The sequence below is a fragment of the Kitasatospora sp. NPDC059747 genome, assembly GCF_042732955.1.
Lineage (GTDB): Bacteria > Actinomycetota > Actinomycetes > Streptomycetales > Streptomycetaceae > Kitasatospora.
On sequence record NZ_JBHWGV010000012.1, the window covers coordinates 78,803 to 101,455 of the forward strand.

Here is a 22,653-nt window from a genome sequence, read left to right on the forward strand (position 1 = left end):
GCCCTCCCCCACGGCAGGGGGCGGGCGCGCCGGCGGTGTCGGCGGGGCTACTGCGGCGTCACGTACGCGCCGGAGATGCCGCCGTCGACGAGGAAGGTGTTGGCGGTCATGAAGGAGGAGTCGTCGGAGGCGAGGAAGGCCACCGCGGCGGCGATCTCCTCGGGCTCGGCGAAGCGGCCCAGGGGGATGTGGACCAGGCGGCGGGCGGCCCGCTCCGGGTCCTTGGCGAAGAGCTCCTGGAGCAGCGGGGTGTTCACCGGCCCGGGGCACAGGGCGTTGACGCGGATGCCCTCACGGGCGAACTGCACGCCCAGCTCGCGGGACATGGCCAGCACGCCACCCTTGGAGGCGCTGTAGGAGATCTGCGAGGTGGCCGCGCCCATCACGGCGACGAACGACGCCGTGTTGATGATCGAGCCCTTGCCCTGGCGCTGCATGTGCGGGATCGCGTACTTGCAGCACAGGTAGACGCTGGTGAGGTTGACCTCCTGGACGCGCTTCCAGGCCTCCAGGCCGGTGGTGAGGATGGAGTCGTCGTCCGGCGGGGAGATGCCCGCGTTGTTGAAGGTGATGTCGAGGCGGCCGTACTCGTCGACGGCCCGCTGGAAGAGGTCGCGCACCGCGGCCTCGTCGGTGACGTCGGCCTGGATGAACAGGCCGCCGACCTCGTTGGCGGCCTTGGCGCCGGTCTCGGGGTCGAGGTCGACGCAGACCACCTTCGCGCCCTCGGCGGCGAAGCGGCGGGCGGTCGCCAGGCCGATGCCGCTGCCGGCGCCGGTGATGACGGCCACGCGGCCGTCGAGTCGCTGGGTCATGCTGATCATTCCTCCGTGGAGATGAAGACGTTCTTGGTCTGGGTGAAGGCGTCGAGGGCGTCCGGGCCGAGCTCGCGGCCGAGGCCGGACTGCTTGAAGCCGCCGAACGGCGTGGTGTAGCGCACCGAGGAGTGCGAGTTGACGGAGAGGTTGCCGGCGTCGACGCCGCGCGAGACCCGCAGGGCGCGGCCGAGGTCCCGGGTCCAGATGGAGCCGGACAGGCCGTACTCGGTGGCGTTGGCGATGCGCAGGGCGTCCTCCTCGTCGCGGAACGGGACGACGGCGACGACCGGGCCGAAGATCTCCTCGGTGAAGGCGCGGTCGTCGTGCCGCACGGGCGCGAGGACGGTCGGCGGGTACCAGAAGCCGGGCCCGTCGGGGGCGCTGCCGCGGAAGGCGACGGCCGACGCGTCCGGGACGTACGAGGAGACCCGCTCGCGGTGGGCGGCCGAGATCAGCGGGCCCATCTCGGTCTTCTCGTCGGTCGGGTCGCCGACCCGCACGCCGCGGACGGCGGGCTCCAGGAGCGCCATGAAGTCGTCGAACACGGAGGCCTCGACGAGGATCCGGGAGCGGGCGCAGCAGTCCTGGCCGGCGTTGTCGAAGACGGCGTAGGGCGCGGTCGCGGCGGCCTTGGCGAGGTCGGCGTCGGCGAAGACGATGTTGGCGCTCTTGCCGCCGAGTTCGAGGGTGACGGGCTTCACCTGGGCGGCGCAGCCCGCCATGATCTCCTTGCCGACCCTGGTCGAGCCGGTGAACACGACCTTGCGCACGTCGGGGTGGGTGACGAAGCGCTGTCCGACGACCGGGCCGCGGCCGGGCAGGACCTGGAGCACGCCCTCGGGGATCCCGGCCGCCAGGGCGAGTTCGCCGAGGCGCAGCGCGGTGAGCGGGGTGAGCTCGGCCGGTTTGACGATGACGGTGTTGCCGGCGGCGAGCGCCGGGGCGAGGGCCCAGGCGGCGATCGGCATGGGGAAGTTCCAGGGCACGATGACCCCGACGACGCCGATCGGCTCCTGGAAGGTGACGTCGATGCCGCCGGCGACGGGGATCTGCCGGCCGAACAGGCGCTCGGGGGCGGCGGCGTAGTACTCGATGACGTCCCGCGCGTTGCCCGCCTCCCAGCGCGCGTTGCCGATGGTGTGGCCGGCGTTGGCGACCTCCAGGGCGGCGAGGTGCTCGCGGTCGGCGTCGACGGCGGCGGCGAAGGCGCGCAGCAGCCGGGCGCGGTCGGCGGGGGCCACCCGGCGCCAGGTGTCGAAGGCGGCGCGGGCGCGGGCGACGGCGGCGTCGGTCTCGGCGAGGCCGGCCAGTTCGACGGTGGTGATCACCTCCTCGGTGGCGGGGTTGACGACCTCGAAGAGGTCAGGTTCGGTCATCGGGCGGTCTCCCTCTGGCTGGCGGTGATGAACGCGTGGAACAGGCGCAGGTCGTCGGGGTCGGTCTCGGGGTGCCACTGGACGCCCAGGGCGAAGCGGTGGCCGGTGAGTTCGAGCGCCTCGACTGTGCCATCGGCACTGTGCGCGGTGGCCTGAAGGCCGGTGCCGAGCCGGTCGACGGCCTGGTGGTGGTAGCAGGAGACCTCGGTGGCGGGCCCGAGGACGGCGGCGAGCCGGCTGCCGTCCGCGAGGCCGACGCGGTGGCGGACGAAGCGGGCGGGGACGATCTGGTGGCTGTCGTCGGGCAGGTGCTGGACGAGGGTGCCGCCGAGTTCGACGTTGAGCAGCTGCATGCCGCGGCAGACGCCGAGCAGGGGAAGGTCCCGGGCGAGGGCGGCGCCGAGGAGCCGGCTCTCCCAGTCGTCGCGGGCGTGGTGGGGCGGGCCGGTGCGCGGGTCGGGGGTCGCCGCGTAGCGGGCCGGGTCGACGTCCGGTCCGCCGGCGAGGACGAGTCCGTCGAGGGCGTCGAGCAGGTGGCCGGCGCCGCCTGGCTGGGGCGGCAGGAGCACCGGGGTGCCGCCCGCGCGGACGACGGCGTCGACGTACGTCTGGGGCACGAGGGAGGCGCGCTGGTTCCAGACGGACCAGGCGGCGTCGTCCTGGTAGCTGCTGATGCCGATGAGGGGTCGCCGGCGGTCGTCGTGGGTCACAGCCGCTCGAATCCGCGGCGCCGCTCCCAGTCGGTCACCGCCCGCTCGTAGGAGGCGAGTTCGGTGCGCCCGGCGTGGGTGTAGTGCCGGACGACGTCCTTGCCGAAGGCCTCGGTGGCGACGGCGCTGCGCTCGAAGGCGTCGACCGCGTCGCGGAGGGTGGCGGGCACCCGGGGCGCGTCGGAGGCGTACGCGTTGCCGGTGAACTCCGGCTGGAGTTCGAGCTGTTGCTCGACGCCGTGCAGTCCGGCGGCGATCAGGGCGGCGACCGCGAGGTAGGGGTTGACGTCGCCGCCGGGGACGCGGTTCTCGAAGCGCAGCGACGGGCCGTGGCCGACGACGCGCAGGGCGCAGGTGCGGTTGTCGCGGCCCCAGGCGATGGCGGTGGGCGCGAAGCTGCCGGGGACGTAGCGCTTGTAGGAGTTGACGGTGGGGGCGAACAGCAGGGCGAAGTCGGCGAGGCAGGCGAGCTGGCCCGCGAGGAAGTGCTCCATGGTGCGGGAGAAGCCGTGCGGGCGGTCGCCGGCGAACACCGGGGCGCCCTGCTCGTCGCGCAGGCTCAGGTGGATGTGGCAGGAGTTGCCCTCGCGTTCGTCGTACTTCGCCATGAACGTGAGGCTGCAGCCCTCCTGAGCGGCGATCTCCTTGGCGCCGGTCTTGTAGACGGCGTGGTTGTCGCAGGTGGTGAGGGCGTCGGCGTACTTGAAGGCGATCTCGTGCTGGCCGAGGTTGCACTCGCCCTTGGCGGACTCGACGGTGAGGCCGGCGCCGGCCATGCCGTTGCGCAGGCGGCGCAGGAGGGGTTCGATGCGTCCGGTGCCGAGGATGGAGTAGTCGACGTTGTACTGGTTGGCCGGGGTGAGCCGGGTGTAGTCCTTGTCCCAGGCCTGTTCGTAGCTGTCCCGGAAGACGATGAACTCCAGCTCGGTGGCGGCCTGGGCCTGCCAGCCGTAGCCGGCCAGGCGGTCCAGCTGGCGCTGGAGGACCTGGCGCGGGGAGACGGCGACCGGGGTGCCGTCGTGGTGGACGACGTCGCACTGGACCATGACGGTGGCGGGGTGCCAGGGGACGGACCGCAGGGTGGCGAGGTCGGGGCGCAGCGTCAGGTCGCCGTAGCCGTTCTCCCAGGAGGAGATCTCGTACCCGTCGACGGTGTTCATGTCGACGTCGACGGCCAGCAGGTAGCCGCAGCCCTCGGCGGCGCCGGGCACGACGTCGTCGAGGAAGTACTCGGCGGCGACGCGTTTGCCCTGGAGGCGCCCCTGCATGTCGGTCATGGCGAGCACGACGGTGTCGACGGACCCGTCGGCGACGCGGGTGCGCAGCTCGTCGAGGGTGAGCCGGGGGGTGGTCATCGGGTCTCCAGTTCGGTGTCCGGGGCGTCGGGCGCGGACGGCGTGGACGGCGTGGACGGTGCGGTCGGGGCGGTCGGGGCGGTCGGGGCGGCGCCGACGTGGGGCCCGGTGAACCAGTGCCGGGCGGAGGCCAGCCACCAGAGGCCGGCGAAGCCGACCACGACGGCCACGGCGACGGGGGTGTAGTTGAAGCTCTCGGCGTCGATCGGACTGGCGGTGGGCAGCATGAACAGGACGGTGATCACCGCCGTCCAGGCGACGGCGACGATGCCTATCGGCCGGCTCCAGCGGCCCAGGTGCCAGGGGCCGCGCGGGAAGTCCTCGCCCTGGCGCAGCCGCAGGTACACCGGGATGACGTAGGAGATGTAGAGGCCGATGACGGAGATCGAGGTCACGGCCGTGTAGGCGGTGTTGTTCCAGAGCGCGGGCAGTCCGAGCAGCAGGGCGCCGCCGGTGGCCAGCCAGACCGCGTTGGTCGGGGTCTGGGTGCGCGGGGAGATGCGGTGCCACAGGCGGGAGCCGGGCAGCGCGCCGTCGCGGGAGAAGGCGTAGATCATGCGGGAGTTGGCGGTGACGGAGGCCATGCCGCAGAAGAACTGGGCGCCGATGACGATGATCAGCAGGAACTGGGCGCCGCCGGAGCCGATCGCGTCGATGAAGATCTGCGCGGGCGGGACCTGGGTGTCGCTGTTGAGCGCGCCGTCGTAGTCGCGGATCGCGAAGGTGATGCCGAGCAGCAGGATCCAGCCGGCGACCAGGGAGACGGTGATGGCGTTGACGATGCCGCGCGGGCCGGAGCGGGCGGCGTCCTGGGTCTCCTCGGTCATGTGCGCGGAGGCGTCGTAGCCGGTGAGGGTGTACTGGGCCATCAGCAGGCCGAGCATCGCGACGTAGAACTGGTTGTGGAACCCGGTCTGGTTGACGAACTCGGTGAGGACGAAGGACACGGAGGCGTGCCGCTCGGGGAGGAACGCGAGCGCGCCGACGATGATCGCGACGCCGACCAGGTGCCACCACACGGACACGCTGTTGAGGAGGGCGACCAGGCGCACCCCGAAGGTGTTGAGCAGGCCGTGCACCACCAGGATGACCGCGAAGATCTCCATGGTGTGCGCGGGGGTGGCCGCGACGCCGAAGCGGAGGTCGAGGAACGCGTTGGTGAAGAAGGCGGCGCCGTAGTCGACGCTGGCGGTCACCGCGACCTGGCCGAGGAAGTTGAACCAGCCGGTGAACCAGCTCCAGGCCGGGCCGCTCGTTCGACTCAGCTTGGCGGACCAGTAGTAGAGCCCGCCGGCCGTCGGGTAGCTGGAGCAGATCTCGGCCATCGCGAGGCCGACGCAGAGGGTCAGCAGGCCGACCACCGGCCAGCCCCAGATGATCAGGGCCGGGCCGCCGGTCTTCATCCCCGTCCCGTACAGGGTGAGGCAGCCGGAAAGGATCGAGACGATGGAGAAGGAGACGGCGAAGTTGGAGAAGCCCGACATCGAGCGGGCCAGCTCCTGGGTGTAGCCCAGCTCGCGGAGGCGTTGTTCGTCGGCGGAAACGGGGGAGGAGTCCACCGGAAACACGGCGGGGCCAGGGTGGTCGGGTGAGCGTGCGTCGGTCATGGGCACCCCTGGGGGTTGAGGGTGTGCCGGGGTGCGCGCGGCCACGACGGCGTGGCGCGGTCGCCCCGGCGGGTTCGACGGTCGGACGGCTCTTCAATGGTCTGGAATCAGTCCATTGGGTGGGTGAGCAGCATCGTTCCGGCTGGACGGGGGCCGCGTCAAGAGTGGGACGGGAACGAGTACGGGAATCCCGTTCGTAGGTACGATTCCGGCGTGGACGTGGACGAAACACGTGAGCGGGCGCGGCTCGACTGGCAGGCCGGGGCGATCTTCCGCCCGGTGCGGACCGGCAACGCCTTCGAGGAGACCGTCGAACGGCTGCTCCAGGCGATCAAGCTCGGCGTCTTCGGCCCCGGCGACCGGCTGCCCGCCGAACGCGACCTCGCCGCCCGGCTCGGCGTCAGCCGCGACACCCTGCGCGAGGCGCTCCGCACGCTCCAGCAGGCCGACTGCGTCGAACCCCGCCGCGGCCGCTACGGCGGCACCTTCGTCACCTACCGGATGCCCGAACCGGACGTCGACGACCTGCGCCGCGCGGCCCGTGACCTCGGCGGCGCGCTGGAGGACGCGCTGACCTACCGCCAGGTCCTGGAGGTCGGCGCCGCCGAGGCCGCCGCCCGGCGCCCCCTCTCCCCCGAGCAGCGGGCCCACCTGGAGAGCCGGCTGGAGGAGCTGGAGGGGGCGCCGGCGGAGCAGTACCGCCAGCTGGACTCGCGCTTCCACCTCGCCATCGGCGAGCTCACCGGCTCCCCCACCCTCGCCGCGGCCATCGCCGAGGCCCGGATGCGGCTCAACGACCTGCTCAACGCGATCCCCATGCTGGACCGCAACATCGAGCACGCCGCCGAGCAGCACCGGGCGATGGTGCGGGCGATCCTCGACGGCGACGGCGACGGCGCCCGCCGCGCCACCGAGGAGCACCTCGCCGCGACGGCGGCGCTGCTGCGCGGCTTCCTGGCCTGAGGCCGCTACGACGCCGCCGCGGACCGGTGGTGCAGCGTGTCGTCCAGCCAGTCGTACCTCACGAGGTCGGGCCGTGCAACTCCCGCTGCCACAGGGCCTCGCCGAGCAGGTCCAGGCCCTGGCGCAGGTGGCGCCGGTAGGTGCCGAAGGGCAGGCCGAGGCGGCGGGCGGCGGCCTCCTGGGTGGGCGCGCCGGAGAAGTAGCCAGCCGTCAGGGCGTCCCGGGCCCGTACGCCGCGCGGGTCCCGCGCGAGGTCCTCGACGGACCGGCGCAGCAGCGCGCGCAACTCCGCGACGGGATCGGCGAGGTCGGCCGCGAGACGGGCCCGCATCAGCGCGCAGGCGGCGAAGGCGCCCGGGTCGCGCCAGTGCGTCAGCGCCTCGCGCACGGCCTGGTCGAACGCGGAGCGCGAGACGGGCGACGGTCCCGACGAGACGGGCTCGTCGGTGGCCGTGATGAAGCGCTGGAGCCAGGCCTCCACGGGCACCTGACGCCAGTCGACGCCGAACACCCCGTAGGTGTGCTCACCGACGCGCGGCCGCGCACCGGTGTCGGCGAGGGTCCCCCTGACACGCTCGGCCCACGTCTCGGCGTCCCGCCAGACGGCGAAGCCGTACGCACGGCCGCGGGCGCGGGCGGACTCCGCCTGGGCGCGGGAACTGCTCAGGTCGATGACGCGCGACGGGACCTGGTAGCGCTCCGGGTAGACCGTGAAGCGGCTGATCCCGATGTGCTCGCCCGGGCGCACCGGCACGGCGGTCTCGGTGTGCGCCCACGCCGCGGCGACGACGGGATCGGTGGCCAGGTCCTCGGGGTCGGGCGGGGCGGGCAGCGCGAGCCGGGCCGTGAACGCCACGACGCGGCCCGTGCCGACCAGGCGGTAGACGCTGAAGGCCTCCGGCTGGCGCTGCGCCCAGTAGCGGACCAGGTCGGCGGAGGCGGTGCCCTCGGCCTCCTCCGCCATGCGCAGCACGACGGCCAGGTCCTCCGGGTGCAGCGGGCGGTCGTGCACCTCGTCCTCGCGGTCCCAGGTCCGCAGCCGCGCCAGGGCCTTGCCCTCCCGGAAGAGGTAGAAGAGCTCGTCGGTGACGGTCCACGCCCGCTCCTCGGGTTCCTCGCGCAGGATCCGCAGGTACTCGTCCGCGAGGCGCCGGCGCATCGTCGCGAAGGCGTTGGGCGCCCGCCAGCGCAGGTCGGCGGCCAGCGTCTCGCGTGCGGCGTCGTGGGGATGGAGCCCCTGGTGCGTGGACTCCATGAACGGCAGGTCCCTCAGCCAGGAGAAGAGGACGTGGGCGTCCTCCTCGGGCAGCACCGCGGTGAGGAGCTCCTCCGAGGTCGAGAAGGCCTGGGCCGCGACCTCCAGGGCGCGCCGGTGGGCGGCGGTGGGCACCTCGCCGATCAGGCCGGTCAGCAGGGTGCGCAGGACGTCCGCCGAGGGGGCCCAGATCTCCTCCCGGCCGCAGCCCGCCGATCCCGCGGCCGCCGCGAGGGACAGCGCCAGCGGGTTGCCCCCGGCGAAGCGCAGCACGCGGTCCCGCAGTTCCGGGCGGATCCGCGCCGCGACGAGCAGGCCGCGGGCCTGCTCCTCGGAGAACGGCTCCAGCTCGGTCACGTGCAGGAGCCCGGACCAGGCGGGGTCCGCGGCCCACTGCGGCTGCGGCGCGAGCCGGCCGGCCAGCACGACCAGGGCGTCGTCCGCGGCGCGCGGCAGGAAGTGGTGCCACAGCCAGCTCTCCAGCCACTGGCAGTGCTCGAAGGAGTCCACGAACAGCACCGTGCCGGGGACGTCCAGGAACGCGGCGGCCGCGCGCTCGAAGTCGGCCGGGTCCCGGCTGACGAAGCGGCCGTCGAGCTCGACGAGCGGCCGTCCCTCCGCGCGGGCGTCGTCCGCCAGGCGCCGCAGCAACGTCGACTTCCCGATGCCGCCCGGTCCGACCACGTAGAAGGCGAACGGCGCCTGCGGCCGCCCGGCCAGGGCGTCGCCGAAGCGCTCCAGTTGCTCGTCCCGGCCTATGAACGCCCGGACGCGCGCGCTGCTGAGCCTCTCCCCCACGGACACCACGGCGGCTCCCCTTCCCTCCGGTTTCAGCCGCCCATCCAACCAGACGCAACTCCTTCGCGTTAGTCTGGACCGCATGAGTGCCCGACCGACCACACGCCCCGGCGGGCGCAGCGCCCGCGTCCAGCAGTCCGTCCACCAGGCCGTCCGCGATCTCGAAGCGGAACTGGGCCGGGACGCCCTCACCGTGCCCCTGATCGCCGCCCGCGCGGGCGTCACGCCGTCCACCGTCTACCGCCGCTGGGGGGACCTGCGGGAACTCCTGTCGGACGTGGCCGTGGAGCGGCTGCGCCCCGACGCCCCGCCGGCCGACCACGGGAGCCTGCGGGCGGACCTGGAGGCGTGGACGGCGCAGTTCGCCGAGGAGATGTCCTCGACGGCGGGCCTCGCGTACATCCGCGACGCGCTGCTGGGCGATCCCGGGCACGGCAACGCGGCGCGCTGCTCCGACTACGCCGCCGAGCAGTTGAAGGCGGTCGGGGTGCGCGCGGCCGGGCGCGGGGAGGCCGTGCCCGACCTGGAGGGCCTGCTGGACGCCGTCGTCGCCCCCCTGATGTACCGGATCCTGTTCCGCCCCTCGGACCTGTCGGCCGCCTACACGGACCACCTGGTGGCGACGGCGCTGGGCCGGATCGCGCCGCCGCCCGCTCTCACGTAAAAGCTAAGGGTTTGCGTTTGAGGGGACTGTGAGCCTAGAGTGCTTAACGCAAAGCATTCGCCTTAAGGCTCAGAGGTGCTTCCATGTCCAGCGTCACCGCCCTACCGTCCCGTCCCCCTCGCCTTCCCGTGCTGAGCCGCCGCGCCGCCTTCCCGCTCCACGCCTCGGTCCTGGTCGGCCTGCTGGCCGCCTCCAGCGCGCCGACCCCCGTCTACGCGCTCTACCAGGCCGCCTGGCACTTCTCGGCCATGACGCTCACCGTCGTCTTCAGCACCTACGCACTCGCCCTGCTGGTGGCGCTCCTGACCGCGGGAACGCTCTCGGACCACCTCGGCCGCCGTCCGGTCCTCGCCGGGGCGCTGGCCGCCGAAGCCGTCACCATGACCCTCTTCGCCACCGCCCAGGGCGTGCCGGCGCTCATCGCCGCCCGGATCCTGCAGGGCCTGGCCACCGGCGTGGCCACCAGCGCCGCCGGAGCCGCCCTGCTCGACTTCGAGGACCCCGACCGCCCCGGCCGGGCCACGGCCGCCAACGGCATCACCCCCGTGGCCGGCATGGCGGCCGGCGTCCTGGCCGCGACCGCCCTCGTGCAGTACGCCCCCGCCCCGACCCGGACGGTCTACCTGCTGCTGCTCGTCCTGTTCACCGCCCAGGCCGCCGCCGTCCTGCTCACCCCCGAGACCGCCCGCCCCCACCCCGGCGCCTGGCGCTCCCTTCGCCCCGCGGTCACCGTCTCCCCCGCCTCTCGCCCGGCCTTCGCCCTCGCCGCGCCCGGCATCGTCGCCGCGTGGGCCCTGGGCGGCTTCTACTCCTCCCTCGGTCCCTCGCTCGCCCGGTTCATCGCCCCGCACGCCACCCGCGCCACCGGCGGCCTGGTCTTCTTCACCATGACGGCCGCAGCGGGCCTCGCCGCCCACGCCGCCCGGGCGCTGCCCGCCCGCACCGTCAACCTCGCGGGCACCGCACTCCTGATCCCGGGCGCCCTGCTCACCCTGAGCAGCCCCCAACTGCACAGCCTGACCGCCCTGTTCGCGGGCACCGCCCTCGCCGGCGCGGGCTTCGGCGCCGTCACCCAGGGAGCCCTGCGCCTGCTGCTCCCCCCGGCCGCCCCCGACGAACGCGCCGGCACCCTCGCCGCCTACTACGTCCTCAGCTACCTCGCCATGAGCATCCCCGCCGTCCTCGCCGGACTGCTCACCAACCTCTACGGCCTTCGGACCGCCGTCGCCGTCTACGCCGCGACCGTCGTCCTGCTGGCCGCCACCGGCCTCACCCACGCCGCGCGGCAGCACCGCCCGGCCCCGCACCCCTCCGGAAGGACCCCCCGATGAACACCGGCTGGAACCTCGGCGACATCACCGTCCGCCGCGTCGACGAGATCGAACTGCCCCGCCAGACCGGCCCCTGGCTGCTGCCCGCCGCCACCAAGGAGGTGCTGGACGAAGCACCGTGGCTGCGCCCCGACTTCGCCGACGCCGACGTCCCCCGCCTGGCGAGCCACGGCTTCGCGCTGGAGGCCGGCGGACTGCGGATCGTCGTGGACACCGGCATCGGCAACGGCAAGACCCGCGCCAACCCGGCCTGGAACGGCCTCGACACCGACTTCCTGGACCGCCTGACGGCCGCCGGCTTCCCGCCCGAGAGCGTCGACCTCGTGATCACCACCCACCTGCACACCGACCACGTCGGCTGGAACACCCGCCTCGACGGCGAGGACTGGGTCCCCACCTTCCCCAACGCCCGCTACCTCACCAGCCGCACCGAATGGGACCACTGGGCCGCCACCGAGCTGGACGAGGCCCGCGCCCAGATGTTCCGCGACTCCGTCCACCCCGTCCACCACGCCGGGCTGTACCACCCCGTCGACGTCCCCGAGCAGGGCCGCGAAGTGGCCCCCGGTGTCCGCCTGGTCCCGGCCCCCGGCCACACCCCGGGCCAGGTCGCCGTGGAGCTGCGCGGAGCCGACCGCCGCGCCCTGATCACCGGCGACAGCATCCACCACCCCGTCCAGCTCTCGCACCCCCACGTGCACAGCTGCGTCGACATCGACTCCGCCCAGGCGATCCGCACCCGCGCCGGGATGCTCGAAGCCCTCGCCGACACCGACGCCCTGCTCCTGGGCACGCACTTCCCGCACCCCACGGCCGGCACCGTCCGCCGCGAGAACGGCCACTACCGCCTCCACGCCGAGCCGGCCGGCCAACTCCCGCCCACGGCGGCCTGATCCAGGCGCCGGCCGCGGCTCACTTGGTGCGCTCGACGCTCCACCTCGGCAGGTACTCGAAGAACGCGACGGCCTCCTCCCGCCACCGCGGACGCCACCCGGCGGCCTCGGTGGCGGCCTCGCGTGCGCGGCGCCGCATGTCCGCCGTCATCTTCCCGGGGACGCCGTGGCGCTCGGCGATGTCCCGGATGGCGGTAATGGCCTCCTCGGTGCAGGCTCCGTCGCCGAGTGCGGACTCCACCAGGGCCCGTTCGGAGCCGGTCGCCACCGCCAGGAGGGCGCGGACGGTGTAGTTGCGGCGCCCTTCCCGGATGTCCGCGCCGGTGGGCTTGCCCATGGCGGCCGCGTCGCCGAAGAGGTCCAGGTAGTCGTCGCGCATCTGCCCGCAGATCCCCACCAGCCGGGCGTAGCGCCGCAGTTCCTCGTCGTGGCGGCCCGGTTCGGCGCCGGCGGCGAGCAGCCCCAGCTGGAGCGGCGCGAGGACGGAGTAGCGGGCGGTCTTGTACTCGGCCACGTCGTGCAGCAGGTCCTCGGCCGGGTCCGCGGTGAAGTCCCGTTCCAGGTCGGCGATCTGGCCGGCGAACGTGGCCGACGCCGCTCGCGTCTGCACCTCCACCATGGCCTGCCGCACCGGGAGCGGGGCCCGGGAGTCGAGGAGGACCCGGAGGGACAGGGCGAGGGCGAGGTCGCCGGCGAGGAGGGCGAGCCCGAGCGCGGCCTGCGGCCGGTCGGGGAACCGGGCGCGGTAGGCGTAGTAGGTGGAGGGGCCGCCCCGGCGGGTGGGGCTGTCGTCGATGATGTCGTCGTGGATCAGCCCGTGGGCCTGGAGCAGTTCGATGCTCAGCGCGGCGTCGTCGAGCCCCTCCACGGGGTCGGCGGTCACCAGGCGGGCTGCTTCGAAGAGGAGGGCCACCCGCATCCGCTTGCCGCCGCGCAGTGACAGGTCCCGCAGGAGGTCGAGGCACTCCGGGGTGAACCGGCTGGACGTCGGGGCGTCGAAGTCGGCGGCCAGGTCCCGGAAGTACTGCTCGAACCGTGCGCCGAACCGCCGCTCGTACCCGGCGAGGCGGGCCCGGATCTGCTCGGTGAGGACGGCGGCATCGGTCACGGGACGGTCTTCCGTTCTAGGAGGGAACGTGCATCCGGCTTGCGCGGAGCGGCACGGACCAGGGCAGCGGTTCTCATGGCGGTGGTTCGGACACCATGCTCCCCCATCCGCAGCGCTGTCCGAGCAGCCGGTGGCCGGCCGACCCTCACCGCCCCAACGCCAAGACTTGGCAATGATTTCCATCTCAAACTACAAGCCCCTGGTTGTGAAAATCGTTTCCATCTAACGTGGAGGTGTCCACCGGAGCTGGACCCCGCCCACCGGCGGGGCCAGCGGGTTCGAAGGAGCAAGTCCCCATGCGTGCCGCCCCGTCCAGCAAGGCCCGTCCCCGCCCCTTCAGAGTCGTCCTCGGCGCCGCTGCCGTCGTCGCCCTCGCCGCCACGAGCGCGTGCTCCACCAGTTCGTCGGCGAGGACCGCAGCCGCGGCGTCCGCGGGGTCGAGCAGCGCCGGTGGCGGCTCGAAGGTGATCCAGGTCGCCGCCGCGGAGAACTTCTGGGGCTCCATCGCCGCTCAACTCGGCGGGGACCACGTCAAGGTGACGAGCATCATCACCAACCCGGACACCGACCCGCACTCCTACGAGCCCACCGCCGCCGACGGCCGCACCGTCGCGGGCGCGGACTACGTGATCGCCAACGGGATCGGCTACGACGCGTGGTCCGACAAGCTGCTCTCCGCGAACCCGGGGCCGAACCGGATGACGCTGAAGGTCGGCGACCTGGTGGGGAAGAAGGAGGGCGACAACCCCCATCAGTGGTACTCGCACGACAGCGTGTACAAGGTGATCGACCGGATCACCGCCGACTACGAGAAGGCGGACCCGGCCGACGCGGCCTACTTCGACCAGCAGAAGCAGACCTTCACCACCCGGACGCTGGCCACGTACAACCAGCTGGAAGCCGACATCAAGGCGAAGTACGCGGACACCCCGATCGGCGCCTCCGAGTCGATCGTCACCCCGCTCGCCGAGAGCGTCGGCCTGAAGATGCTCACCCCGGAGACGTTCCTCGACGCGGAGAGCGAGGGCACCGACCCGACCGCCGCCGACAAGGCCGCCATCGACCGCCAGATCTCCGGCAAGCAGATCAAGATCTACGTCTACAACTCCCAGAACTCCAACCCCGACGTCGTGGCGCAGGTCAACGCCGCCAAGGCGCAGGGCATCCCGGTCGCCCAGGTCACCGAGACCCTCGCCCCGGCCGACGCCACCTTCCAGGACTGGCAGACCCAGCAGTTGCAGGGCATCGCCGAGGCGCTGAAGGCGGCCACGGGCAAGTGAGCGGGCGGAACGAGCCGGGCAAGTGAACAAGCGGAGGGAGACGGGCACATGAGCATCCATCCGATCGAGAAGGTCCGTACGGACATCGGGGACACCGCTCCCGCCGGGGAGCCGGTGCTGTCGCTGCGAGGCGCGGCCGTGCGCGTGGGCGGGCGGACCCTCTGGTCGGGGGTCGACCTGACCGTCGGGGCCGGGGAGTTCACCGCCGTCCTCGGCCCCAACGGGGTCGGCAAGTCCACCCTCGTCAAGGTCCTGCTGGGGGTCCTCCCGGCGGCGGCCGGCGAGGTGCGCGTCCTCGGCGGCGCGCCCGGCGAGCGCAACGCGGCCGTCGGGTACCTGCCGCAGCGCCGCACCTTCGACGCGGGCGTGCGCATCCGCGGGGTGGACGTGGTGCGGCTGGGCCTGGACGGGGATCAGTGGGGGATCCCCGTCCCGGGCCTGGGCCGGGCCAAGCGCCGGGCCGCCCGGGAAAGGGTCGAGCAGGCCGTCGAGCTGGTCGGCGCGGGCAGGTACGCGCACCGGCCGATCGGGCAGTGCTCGGGCGGCGAGCAGCAGCGGCTGCTGATCGCCCAGGCGCTGGTGCGGCGCCCGCGCGTGCTGCTGCTGGACGAGCCGCTGGACAGCCTGGACCTGCCCAACCAAGGTGCGATCGCCGGGCTGTTGGGCCGGATCTGTCACGAGGAGGGGGTGTCGGTGGTGATGGTCGCCCATGACGTCAACCCGATCCTCCACCACCTGGACCGGGTGGTGTACATCGCCGAGGGCGGCGCCGTCGCGGGCAGGCCCGCCGAGGTGATCACCTCCGAGACGCTCACCCGGCTGTACGGCACGCCCGTCGAGGTGCTGCGCACGAGCGACGGCCGCCTGGTCGTGGTCGGGCAGCCGGAGGCGCCCGCGCTCCACACCGACCGGCACGGGAGGGGGGACGCCGATGCCGCTCGCGGCTGATGCGTGGTCACCACGCTTCTCCTGGAACCTGGTCGCCGACTTCCAGGACATGTGGTCCTACCTGTCCATGGTGAACGCCTTCCGGGCCGGACTGATCGTGGCCGTCGTGTGCGCCGTGGTGGGCTGGTTCGTGGTCCTGCGCCGGCAGACCTTCACCGCGCACACGCTGTCCGTCGCGGCGTTCCCCGGCGCCTCGCTGGCCGTCCTGGCCGGCTTCTCCACCTCGCTCGGCTACCTCGGGTTCTGCACCGCCGCGGCCCTGGTGATCGCGGCGCTGCAGCGCGGGGGCCGGGAGGGCGGGGCGGAGGAGTCCGCCGTCACCGGGACGGTCCAGGCGTTCGCGCTGGCCTGCGGCTTCCTCTTCATCAGCCTGTACAAGGGCCTGCTGGAAGGGCCGATGGCGCTGCTGTTCGGCGACTTCCTGGGCATCACCACCGGGCAGGTGGTGACCCTCGCGGTGATCGGCGCGGTGGTGCTCGCCGTGCTCGCGGTGATCGGACGCCCGCTGCTGTTCGCCTCGGTGGATCCGGAAGTGGCGGCCGGCCGGGGCGTGCCGGTGCGGCTGCTGGGCACGCTGTTCCTGGTCCTGCTGGGCGCGGCCACGGCCGAGGCGAGCCAGATCACCGGCACGCTGCTGGTGTTCGCACTGATGGTGATCCCCGCCGCGACCGCCCAGCAGCTCACCGCCCGGCCGGGGCTCGGCCTGGTGCTGTCGGTGCTCCTGGGCCTGGCCGCCTGCTGGGCCGGACTGATCGCGGCGTACTACCAGCCGTACCCGCTGGGCTTCTTCGTGACGGGCTTCGCGTTCGCCGCCTTCGTCCTCGCCCACCTGGTCCGCCACACCTGCGAGGCCGTCGGCCGCCGCGCGCGGACACCACTCGCGACCGGAGGTGCCGCATGACGTCCGTCGTCACCCAGGCGTTCTTCCAGCACGCCCTGCTCGCCGGGACGTTCATCGCGCTCGCCTGCGGCCTGGTGGGCTACTTCCTGGTGCTGCGCGCCCAGATCTTCACCGGTGACGCGCTCAGCCACGTCGCGTTCACCGGCGCGATGGCCGCCCTGGCCGGCGGCTACGACCTGCGCCTCGGGCTGTTCGCCGCGACCATCGGCGTCGGCCTGCTGATCGGCGGCCTGGGCCGGCACGGGCGCGCGGACGACGTGGTGATCGGCAGCGTCTTCGCCTGGATCCTCGGCCTGGGCGCCTTCTTCCTCACCATCTACACGACCTCGCGCAGCGGCGCCCGGGGCGGCGCCGGCACCAGCGTCCTGTTCGGCTCGATCTTCGGCCTGCACGGGAACCAGACCGCCGTCGCGGTCACCATCGCGGGCGCGGTGTGCCTGACCGTGCTGCTGATCGCCCGGCCACTGCTGTTCGCCACGCTGGACGAGGCCGTGGCCGCCGCCCGCGGCGTGCCCGTCCGGCTGCTGGGATTCGCGTTCCTCGCACTGGCCGGCACGTGCGCCGGCGAAGCGACCCAGGCCGTCGGATCGCTCCTCCTGCTCGGGCTGCTCGCCGCCCCGGCAGGCGCGGCGATCCGGCTCACCGACCGCCCGTTCCGCGCACTCGCGCTGTCGGCCGCGCTCGCCGTCGCCGACATGTGGGGCGGCCTGCTGCTCAGCGCGGCGGCGCCGAAACTGCCGCCGAGCTTCGCGATCATGGCCGTCGCCACCGCCGTGTACGCCGCCACCTTCCTGGTCCGCCCGGCCCGGACCGCCGGTCCGGCAACCGCCCGAACCGGGCCGTGAGCACGGAGGGTGAGCCGATGACCTCGACGCCGATCACCGAGACGCCGATAGCCGAGACGGAGAACACCGCGCTGACGGAGGCCTTCCGCCGAGCCGCCGCCCGCCGCCGGACCACGCGCGAACAGACCCGGGACGACGGCGGGTTCGGCCGCCTCACCCCGCAGCGCGCCGAGGTGCTGCGCGCCCTCGCCACGTGCGAGGACTTCGTCAGCGCCCAGCTCCTGCACGCCGGACTGCTCGCCGCCGGCTCCCGGGTGGGCCTGAGCACCGTCTACCGCACCCTGACCGCGCTGGCCGCCGTCGGCCGCGCCGACGTCATCCGCGACACCAACGGCGAACGGCTGTTCCGCCACCGGCCGGGCACCGCCCACCGGCACTACCTCGTCTGCCGCGCGTGCGGCCTGAGCCGGTCCGTCGAGTCCGCCGCCGTCGAGGCGTGGGCCGACCACGTCGCCCGGACATCGGGCTTCGCGGACGTGCGGCACACCGTCGAACTCACCGGCACCTGCGCCACCTGCCTCGCGGCCGGCTGACCATCCGCGGCCGCCACCGGCCGCGCGGACGACCCGCCACTCCCAGGCCCTCCGCTCCCAGGCTTTCCGCGCGACCGGCCCACCGGGACCTCTAGATGAAGATGATTATCAACGCTACTCTATCCCCGCTCCCCACTTGACGGTGAGCAGACAGTTCTCGCCGTCCATCGGCGGCGAGCGGGCTGAGGGGCGGTCACCTTGGTGGAGACGAGTCTCGGCAGCGCCCGGCACCTCACGGCGGAAGCGGCGGTCACCCCGCCCCGCCGGAGGCCCGCGCTGCCGTTCGGGGTACTGGCGGCAGCGGTGGCCACCGTCGTCCTGGTGTCGGCGTGGGACGCGGGCGTCGTGCGGACCTGGCGGACCGTCATGGTCGCCATCGTGGTGCAGGGCGTGCCGTTCCTGGTGCTCGGCACCGTGGTCTCGGCGGCGCTCGGGGCGTTCGTCCCCGAGCGGGTCTTCACCCGGGTGCTGCCGCGCAACCCCGCCCTGGCCGTACCGGTGGCCGGGGTCGCCGGCGCCGTCCTGCCGGGGTGCGAGTGCGCGTCCGTCCCGGTGGCCGGAAGCCTGATGAGACGGGGAGTCGCCCCGGCGGCGGCCCTGGCGTTCCTGCTCTCCGCGCCGGCCATCAACCCGGTGGTGCTCGTCGCCACCGCGATCGCCTTCCCCGGAATGCCGGAGATGGTGCTGGCGCGCCTGGCCGCCTCGCTCCTGACGGCGGTCGTGATGGGCTGGCTCTGGGTGGCGTTCGGCCGGCCGGAATGGCTACGGCTCCCGAAGGGCCCGGCCGGTGACGGCGACGGCTCGCGCAACCCGCTGGAGGAGTTCCGGCGCGGCTTCCAGCACGACTTCCTCCAGGCCGGCGGCTTCCTGGTGGTCGGCGCCGCGGCCGCCGCCACCTTCAACGTCCTCGTCCCGCCGTCGGTGCTGCGCGTCTTCGCCGACGAACCCTGGCTGGGCGTCCCGGTCCTGGCGTTCCTCGCCGTGGTGCTGGCGGTCTGCTCCGAAGCGGACGCCTTCGTCGCCGCCTCGCTGACCGGCTTCTCACCGGTCGCCAGGCTCGCCTTCATGGTCGTCGGCCCGATGGTCGACCTCAAACTCGTCGCGCTCCAGTCCGGGGCCTTCGGCCGCGCGTTCGCCGCCCGCTTCTCCTCCGCGACCTTCGTCGTCGCCGTCGGCACCAGCATCGTGATCGGAGGACTCGCGCTGTGAAGGCCACGCTCCGGGGCCTCGCCCCGTCCCTGCTCGTCGCGCTCGTGGGCGCGGCACTGCTACGGATCACCCTCGCCGGGGACGTGTTCCTCCAGTACGTCAAGGAGGGCCTGCGCCTTCCGCTCATCGGCTCGGGACTCGTCCTGGTCGGACTGGGCATCGCGGGCGTCGCACGCCGGCTGGCCGAGCGGCACCGGGAACCCGTCCTGCGCTTCGGCCGGGACGCCGAGGGCAACGCCGTCTGGCACCGGCCCGCCACGCACGAAGGGCACGACTCCGGGCACGGACACGGACACGGACACGACCACGGCCCGCGGGTGGCATGGCTGCTGACCGTCCCCGCCCTCCTGCTGCTCTGCCTCGCCCCTCCCCCACTGGGCTCGTTCAGCGCCTCCCGCGACGGCACGGACGCCGTCGTCGACCAGGCCGGCTACGCCCAGCTGGCCGCACCCGCCGCCACCGGCACGCCCGGAGCCGCCGGTGACGCGTGGACGGACGTGGTCACCCCGATGTCGCTCACCGAGTTCATCGGCCGCAGCCACGACCCGCAGCGGAGCCTGGAGCACCGCAAGGTCCGGCTCACCGGCTTCGTCGCCCCCGGCGCGCAGCCGGGCGAGTGGTACCTCAACCGGCTGGTCGTCAGCTGCTGCGCGGCGGACGCCCGCCGCCTGCGCGTCCTGGTGCACGCCGACGGCCCGCCCCCGGCCACCGACAGCTGGGTGGACCTCACCGGCGTCTGGCACCCCACCCCCGGTACGTCGGCCACCGCCGCCCCGCGGATCGACGTCTCCGACCAGCACGGCGTCCCCCAGCCCCGCGCCCCGTACCGGGACGTCCCGCCTTCGGACGGGTAGCCGGACACCGCGCAGCGGCGCCGGGCCGCCTTTCGGGTTCGCCCGCCGGACGCGATGATGTCCGGCGGTCCGACTCGTCCGAGTGGCCACGGCCGTCGAGGAGAACACCCGTGAAGATCTTCATCTCGTCCGACATGGAAGGCACCGCGGGGATCGTCGACTGGGAGCAGTGCCGGCCGACGGGCTCCCAGTACGGCTACTACCGGGAGTTGCTCGAGCAGGAGGTCAACGCGGCGATCGAGGGCGCCGCCGCCGCGGGAGCCACCGAGTTCCTGGTCAACGACTCGCACGCCGCGATGTCCAACCTCCGGCCGGACCGCCTCGCGCGCCGCGCCCGCTACCTGTCGGGCCGGCACAAGCCCCTCTACATGATGCAGGGTCTCGACCCGTCGTTCGACGCGGTCTTCTTCGTCTCCTACCACGGCTCGATGTCCGGCGCGGCGTCCGCGCTGTCCCACACGTACAACCCGCGCGCGATCGCCGAAGTGCGGCTGAACGGCATCGCGGCCGGGGAGGCGGGCATCAACGCGCTGGTCGCGCTCGGGCACCGGGTGCCGGTCGTGCTGATCACCGGCGACGACGTCACCGCCGGGCAGTTCGAACCGTTCTGCCCCGCCGCCGAGGCGGTCGTCGTCAAGACCTCGGTCTCCCGGTTCGCCGCCGACAGCCTGCACCCGGAGCAGGCGAGGGAGTTGATCCGGGACGGCGCCAACACCGCCGTACGGAACCTCGGGGACGCCGCACCGCCCGCGATCGCCCTGCCCGCCACCCTCACCGTCCGCTTCCGCAACGCCGATCTCGCCGAGATGGCGACCTGGATCGCCGGCGTGATCCGCGCCGACGACCTCACCGTGCACATCACCGATGACGACCCCGTCCGCCTCTACCGCGCCTTCGTCACCGTCGTGTTGCTCACCCGGGGAATCGCCGAGTAGCCCCCTCGCGCGCCGCCAGCTCGAAGGGGCCGAGCAGGGCACGCGCGGCCCGCCCCGGGTCGGAGTGCCGGAAAACCGTTGGACGGACCGGGCGGGGAGTCGTCATGATCCGCAGTCGTGACGACTCCCGAACACTTCCTGGTCCGGGCCGCCGCCCGCAACAACGCCGAGTGGTGCGCAGCGATGGGCCGATCCCACGGCGTGGCGGGCGAGTTCGGCCCCCACGCCTGGTCCGCGCCGTCCCGCACACCGGTCTACTACCCGGACGCGGTGACGCTGGCGCCGGGCGCCGACGAGGCCGCGCTGGTGTCGCGGATCGACACCGCCGCACCCGGCGCCTCCGTCAAGGACAGCTTCGCCGACCTCGATCTGACAGCGGCCGGCTTCCGGGTCCTGTTCGAGGCGCAGTGGATCCACCGCCCGGCCGGCGCGCCCGCCGTGGCCCCGGATCTCGCCTGGGACGTGGTGGCCGACCCGGACGCGTTGCGCGCCTGGGCACTCGCGTGGGACGACGGGGGCGGCGACGCGGACCTCTTCCGCCCCGAGCTGCTGGACGACCCCGCCACCTCGGTGCTCGCCGCCCGTTCCACCGACGGCCGGGTGGTCGCCGGAGCGGTGGCGAGCCGCAGCGACGAGGTGGTCGGAGTCTCCAACGTCTTCGCACCGAACGGCGGCCCCGACGCGGCCTGGCCGTTCGCGCTGGACGCAGTGGCCCGGTTGTTCCCCACCCTGCCGGTGGTCGGCTACGAGCACGGCGACGACCTGGCGGCAGCCGTCCGCCACGGCTTCGAGCCGCTGGGCCCCTTGCGGATCTGGCTGCACGAGCGGTAGCCGATCTTTCTGCGCGAACGCGACGCTCACGCCTCGGCTCCAGCGTGGCCCGAGGTCGCTCAGCGGGCGGCTTCCCGAGCAGGATCGCGGAGGAGGGCGAGGCGGCTGGCGGTGCGGTCGAGGTCGCGCATGAGGGTGGAGTCCGGGGAGAGGCCGACGAGCGGGTCGGCTCCGATCAGGACCAGGCGGACGTCGCGGTCGCAGCAGACGTCGACCAGGTTGGCGAAGCGCCGACGGCCGTCGGGGGACGCCTCGGTGAGCGGGATGACGCCGTCGAGGACGACGGTGGGGAAGCGGTCGGCGAGCGCGAGGTAGTCGGCGACGGCGGTGAGGCCCTCGCACAGCTCCTCGAAGCCGAACCACACGTGGTCGTCGCGAACCGCCCGGGCCGGCAGCTCACGGTGGTGGGCGGCGACCGGACCCGCTTCCGCGGGCCGGGGCGGGGTCAGGCCGGCCGACGTCTCGTCACCGGGGTGGAGACGGGCGCCGAGGGCGAAGCCGTGGCCGCCGTCCGCCCGGGGCCGCTGCCGGAAGTCGACGGGACCGGAGACGTCCAGCACGTCCATCCGCTCCTCGATCAGCCTGATCGTCGGCTCGAAGAGGTGGTGGTACAGCGGGTCGGGCATCAGGCCGGCGGGCGGGTAGTTGGAGGTGGTGACGAGCGTGATCCTCCGCTCCAGCAGGGTGCGGAGGAGACGGGCGACCAGCATCGCGTCACCCGCGTCGTGGGCGTGGAACTCGTCGAAGACGAGGATCCGGCAGTCACCGAGGAGCTCGTCCACGGCCCGGTCCACCGCCGCGCCGTCCGCGGGCCGGTTCTCCGTGCCGAGGGCCACGCCCTCGTGCAGCCGGCGGAAGAAGTCGTGGAAGTGCAGCCGCCGCTTGCGCGGGGTCGCCAGCCCGTCGAGGAAGGTGTTCACCAGCCAGCTCTTGCCGCGGCCGACCGGGCCCCAGAGGTAGAGGTGCCGCGGACTGCGGCGCAGCCGCCAGGCCGGGTGGGCCAGTTCGCCGGCCAGTCGGCTGAGTCGCTCGACCGGGAGCTCCTGGGCGGGGTCGAGCGTGAATCCGTGCTGCCCGGCTGCCCGCTGGAAGTGTCCGCGCATCGCCTCGTACTGCTTCTGCACCCTGTCCGTCACGGGTCCGGACCCTAGCAGGGCACCGGTATCAGCAAGATCGTCGGCCACACCCCCGTGGTCGTGGGGCGCGCTGCATGGACCGGGGGCGGGGGCGCTCCCACGCAATACGCCGGGGCGCTCCCACGCAATGCGCTCGGACGAACACGCCCTCACACGAACGACACCCGACCCCCGCAGAAGTCTCGCGTCGGCCGGGTGTCGCAAAGCGGTCCGGTCTGCGTACGCTCGCATCCCGATCCGATCCGGTCCGGCCTGTGGGCGGCATGGCAGTCACCGCCGGGATCCCGGTCATGCCGCGCCTAC

At 73.5% G+C, this 22,653-nt stretch carries 21 protein-coding genes; 13 read left to right on the forward strand and 8 right to left on the reverse strand.

All coding sequences use genetic code 11. The annotated features are described in order from the left end of the window. Window positions 1–47 precede the first annotated feature (47 nt). From ACFV4G_RS08015 to ACFV4G_RS08035, 5 genes are read right to left on the reverse strand one after another with little or no spacing between them, the layout of a single operon-like run. The gene (locus ACFV4G_RS08015; protein WP_030557237.1) at window positions 48–815 is read right to left on the reverse strand and encodes a 3-oxoacyl-ACP reductase; all 768 of its coding nucleotides are present in this window, start codon (window positions 813–815) and stop codon (window positions 48–50) included. A gap of 5 nt (window positions 816–820) precedes the next feature. Further along, window positions 821–2,194 (reverse strand): aldehyde dehydrogenase family protein, encoded by a 1,374-nt coding sequence (locus ACFV4G_RS08020; RefSeq protein ID WP_380437700.1) that lies wholly within the window; start codon window positions 2,192–2,194, stop codon window positions 821–823. After that, window positions 2,191–2,904 (reverse strand): gamma-glutamyl-gamma-aminobutyrate hydrolase family protein, encoded by a 714-nt coding sequence (locus ACFV4G_RS08025; protein ID WP_380437702.1) that lies wholly within the window; start codon window positions 2,902–2,904, stop codon window positions 2,191–2,193. Before ACFV4G_RS08025 ends, ACFV4G_RS08020 begins: the two co-directional genes overlap by 4 nt. Next, on the reverse strand, window positions 2,901–4,259 hold the full coding sequence (locus tag ACFV4G_RS08030; protein WP_380437704.1) for a glutamine synthetase family protein: 1,359 nt from the start codon (window positions 4,257–4,259) through the stop codon (window positions 2,901–2,903). The genes ACFV4G_RS08025 and ACFV4G_RS08030 overlap by 4 nt, the downstream gene beginning before the upstream one ends. Next, a complete protein-coding gene (locus tag ACFV4G_RS08035) occupies window positions 4,256–5,866 on the reverse strand; it encodes an amino acid permease (protein ID WP_380437706.1) in 1,611 nt (536 codons plus the stop codon). The genes ACFV4G_RS08030 and ACFV4G_RS08035 overlap by 4 nt, the downstream gene beginning before the upstream one ends. A gap of 219 nt (window positions 5,867–6,085) precedes the next feature. Here ACFV4G_RS08035 and ACFV4G_RS08040 point away from each other — a divergent pair, with 219 nt between their 5' ends. Next, a complete protein-coding gene (locus tag ACFV4G_RS08040) occupies window positions 6,086–6,829 on the forward strand; it encodes a FadR/GntR family transcriptional regulator (RefSeq protein ID WP_380437767.1) in 744 nt (247 codons plus the stop codon). Between the two features lie 58 nt (window positions 6,830–6,887). On the opposite strand, the gene ACFV4G_RS08045 is transcribed toward ACFV4G_RS08040, so the two are convergent. Continuing rightward, the gene (locus tag ACFV4G_RS08045) at window positions 6,888–8,888 is read right to left on the reverse strand and encodes an AAA family ATPase (RefSeq protein WP_380437708.1); all 2,001 of its coding nucleotides are present in this window, start codon (window positions 8,886–8,888) and stop codon (window positions 6,888–6,890) included. A 76-nt stretch (window positions 8,889–8,964) separates the two neighbouring features. On the opposite strand from ACFV4G_RS08045, the gene ACFV4G_RS08050 reads away from it, so the two are divergent. The 3 genes from ACFV4G_RS08050 (at window position 8,965) to ACFV4G_RS08060 (ending at window position 11,770) form a co-directional block, all read left to right on the forward strand. Then, window positions 8,965–9,546 (forward strand): TetR/AcrR family transcriptional regulator, encoded by a 582-nt coding sequence (locus tag ACFV4G_RS08050; protein WP_380437709.1) that lies wholly within the window; start codon window positions 8,965–8,967, stop codon window positions 9,544–9,546. Window positions 9,547–9,629: 83 nt separating this feature from the next. After that, entirely contained in the window at window positions 9,630–10,877 is a 1,248-nt protein-coding gene (locus ACFV4G_RS08055) for an MFS transporter (RefSeq protein WP_380437710.1), read from the forward strand. Then, a complete protein-coding gene (locus ACFV4G_RS08060; protein ID WP_380437712.1) occupies window positions 10,874–11,770 on the forward strand; it encodes an MBL fold metallo-hydrolase in 897 nt (298 codons plus the stop codon). The genes ACFV4G_RS08055 and ACFV4G_RS08060 overlap by 4 nt, the downstream gene beginning before the upstream one ends. A gap of 19 nt (window positions 11,771–11,789) precedes the next feature. On the opposite strand, the gene ACFV4G_RS08065 is transcribed toward ACFV4G_RS08060, so the two are convergent. Continuing rightward, complete coding sequence (locus tag ACFV4G_RS08065; protein WP_380437714.1) at window positions 11,790–12,878, reverse strand: polyprenyl synthetase family protein; 1,089 nt, start codon at window positions 12,876–12,878, stop codon at window positions 11,790–11,792. Window positions 12,879–13,174: 296 nt separating this feature from the next. Between ACFV4G_RS08065 and ACFV4G_RS08070 the strand changes: the two genes are divergently transcribed. The 9 genes from ACFV4G_RS08070 to ACFV4G_RS08110 all read left to right on the forward strand — a co-directional run bounded on the left by ACFV4G_RS08070 (window position 13,175) and on the right by ACFV4G_RS08110 (window position 21,214). Next, window positions 13,175–14,158 (forward strand): metal ABC transporter solute-binding protein, Zn/Mn family, encoded by a 984-nt coding sequence (locus ACFV4G_RS08070; RefSeq protein WP_380437716.1) that lies wholly within the window; start codon window positions 13,175–13,177, stop codon window positions 14,156–14,158. Window positions 14,159–14,206: 48 nt separating this feature from the next. Further along, window positions 14,207–15,106: a metal ABC transporter ATP-binding protein gene (locus ACFV4G_RS08075; RefSeq protein WP_380437718.1), complete on the forward strand. Its 900-nt coding sequence runs from the start codon at window positions 14,207–14,209 to the stop codon at window positions 15,104–15,106. Then, window positions 15,090–16,007 (forward strand): metal ABC transporter permease, encoded by a 918-nt coding sequence (locus ACFV4G_RS08080; RefSeq protein WP_380437720.1) that lies wholly within the window; start codon window positions 15,090–15,092, stop codon window positions 16,005–16,007. Before ACFV4G_RS08075 ends, ACFV4G_RS08080 begins: the two co-directional genes overlap by 17 nt. After that, window positions 16,004–16,852, forward strand: coding sequence for a metal ABC transporter permease (locus tag ACFV4G_RS08085; RefSeq protein ID WP_380437722.1), 849 nt, complete (start codon window positions 16,004–16,006; stop codon window positions 16,850–16,852). Before ACFV4G_RS08080 ends, ACFV4G_RS08085 begins: the two co-directional genes overlap by 4 nt. A gap of 17 nt (window positions 16,853–16,869) precedes the next feature. Further along, entirely contained in the window at window positions 16,870–17,385 is a 516-nt protein-coding gene (locus tag ACFV4G_RS08090) for a Fur family transcriptional regulator (RefSeq protein WP_380437723.1), read from the forward strand. A gap of 291 nt (window positions 17,386–17,676) precedes the next feature. Beyond that, window positions 17,677–18,594, forward strand: a complete 918-nt coding sequence (locus ACFV4G_RS08095) for a permease (protein WP_380437769.1) — start codon at window positions 17,677–17,679, stop codon at window positions 18,592–18,594. Next, window positions 18,591–19,448, forward strand: coding sequence for a TIGR03943 family putative permease subunit (locus tag ACFV4G_RS08100; RefSeq protein ID WP_380437725.1), 858 nt, complete (start codon window positions 18,591–18,593; stop codon window positions 19,446–19,448). Before ACFV4G_RS08095 ends, ACFV4G_RS08100 begins: the two co-directional genes overlap by 4 nt. A gap of 110 nt (window positions 19,449–19,558) precedes the next feature. Next, complete coding sequence (locus ACFV4G_RS08105) at window positions 19,559–20,383, forward strand: M55 family metallopeptidase (protein ID WP_380437727.1); 825 nt, start codon at window positions 19,559–19,561, stop codon at window positions 20,381–20,383. Window positions 20,384–20,500: 117 nt separating this feature from the next. Further along, window positions 20,501–21,214, forward strand: coding sequence for a hypothetical protein (locus tag ACFV4G_RS08110; protein ID WP_380437729.1), 714 nt, complete (start codon window positions 20,501–20,503; stop codon window positions 21,212–21,214). A 59-nt stretch (window positions 21,215–21,273) separates the two neighbouring features. Here the strand turns inward: ACFV4G_RS08110 and zapE are convergent, their stop codons facing one another. Further along, window positions 21,274–22,350: a cell division protein ZapE gene (gene zapE, locus ACFV4G_RS08115; RefSeq protein ID WP_380437731.1), complete on the reverse strand. Its 1,077-nt coding sequence runs from the start codon at window positions 22,348–22,350 to the stop codon at window positions 21,274–21,276. Between the last annotated feature and the right edge of the window lie 303 nt (window positions 22,351–22,653).

Excerpts from the sequence above, each read along its gene's own strand:
- ACFV4G_RS08090 (WP_380437723.1), top strand. The coding sequence starts at position 16,870 with ATGACCTCGACGCCGATCACCGAGACGCCGATAGCCGAGACGGAGAAC.
- ACFV4G_RS08035 (WP_380437706.1), bottom strand. The coding sequence starts at position 5,866 with ATGACCGACGCACGCTCACCCGACCACCCTGGCCCCGCCGTGTTTCCG.
- ACFV4G_RS08070 (WP_380437716.1), top strand. The coding sequence starts at position 13,175 with ATGCGTGCCGCCCCGTCCAGCAAGGCCCGTCCCCGCCCCTTCAGAGTC.
- ACFV4G_RS08050 (WP_380437709.1), top strand. The coding sequence starts at position 8,965 with ATGAGTGCCCGACCGACCACACGCCCCGGCGGGCGCAGCGCCCGCGTC.
- ACFV4G_RS08055 (WP_380437710.1), top strand. The coding sequence starts at position 9,630 with ATGTCCAGCGTCACCGCCCTACCGTCCCGTCCCCCTCGCCTTCCCGTG.
- ACFV4G_RS08020 (WP_380437700.1), bottom strand. The coding sequence starts at position 2,194 with ATGACCGAACCTGACCTCTTCGAGGTCGTCAACCCCGCCACCGAGGAG.
- ACFV4G_RS08085 (WP_380437722.1), top strand. The coding sequence starts at position 16,004 with ATGACGTCCGTCGTCACCCAGGCGTTCTTCCAGCACGCCCTGCTCGCC.
- ACFV4G_RS08075 (WP_380437718.1), top strand. The coding sequence starts at position 14,207 with ATGAGCATCCATCCGATCGAGAAGGTCCGTACGGACATCGGGGACACC.
- ACFV4G_RS08060 (WP_380437712.1), top strand. The coding sequence starts at position 10,874 with ATGAACACCGGCTGGAACCTCGGCGACATCACCGTCCGCCGCGTCGAC.
- ACFV4G_RS08015 (WP_030557237.1), bottom strand. The coding sequence starts at position 815 with ATGACCCAGCGACTCGACGGCCGCGTGGCCGTCATCACCGGCGCCGGC.
- ACFV4G_RS08080 (WP_380437720.1), top strand. The coding sequence starts at position 15,090 with ATGCCGCTCGCGGCTGATGCGTGGTCACCACGCTTCTCCTGGAACCTG.
- ACFV4G_RS08030 (WP_380437704.1), bottom strand. The coding sequence starts at position 4,259 with ATGACCACCCCCCGGCTCACCCTCGACGAGCTGCGCACCCGCGTCGCC.